This window comes from Synechococcus sp. H55.10 (genome assembly GCF_047502715.1).
In the GTDB taxonomy this organism is placed as follows: Bacteria; Cyanobacteriota; Cyanobacteriia; order Thermostichales; family Thermostichaceae; genus Thermostichus.
In genome coordinates, this window is sequence record NZ_JANSJJ010000243.1 from 1 (window position 1) to 560 (window position 560).

Consider the following 560-nt stretch of genomic DNA (forward strand, 5'->3'; position numbering starts at 1 on the left):
GATGGCTGTTGACGTGGCCCTGGTCAACGCCTTTGGGTTTGGGGGGCATAACGTGACCTTAGCCCTGCGCCGCTACTTTTCCGACTAAGGAATCCCGCCTATGTCCATCCCAGAAGGCTCCGCCCCCTCTGTTCGGCAGCAGGCTTTGGCCGCCTTGACGGCGGAGCTGACGCAGCAGGGCCATCCCCCCGAATACGCCCAGCACATGGCAGCGGCAGTGATTTTTCAGGCCGATCTGGATCTCTGTTCAGCCCAGTTGGCGCGGCTCTTGAGTTGGCTTAAGCAAAACCACCCGCAGCTCTACTCAGAGGCGGTGCAACTGGTGGATGCCACCCGCGAGGAGTTTGAGCGGCGGGTTCAAAAGGGATAGGTAAGGGCCTGAGATGCCAACGCTAGGATAGGGTGTATCTCCTTATCCCCAGGCCCACTCCTCATGCCTGCGGAACTGCTTCCCTCTCCCAAGAGGAGAAAGGCGGGGGGTGAGGGAAAAGTTTCGTTGACCCGCTAGAGATGACTACTACGGATGCGAAGTTCCCCGAGCAGATAGCTCAGCCGTCTTC

General features: G+C 59.5%; 1 protein-coding gene. It reads left to right on the forward strand.

Annotated elements, in window-relative coordinates; translation table 11 throughout:
- Positions 1–100: 100 nt before the first annotated feature.
- The gene (locus tag NW858_RS12065) at positions 101–370 is read left to right on the forward strand and encodes a hypothetical protein (RefSeq protein WP_414377990.1); all 270 of its coding nucleotides are present in this window, start codon (positions 101–103) and stop codon (positions 368–370) included.
- Positions 371–560 lie beyond the last annotated feature (190 nt).

Bases quoted from the DNA above. Each gene is read 5' to 3' on its own strand.
- NW858_RS12065 (WP_414377990.1), top strand. From the start codon at position 101: ATGTCCATCCCAGAAGGCTCCGCCCCCTCTGTTCGGCAGCAGGCTTTG.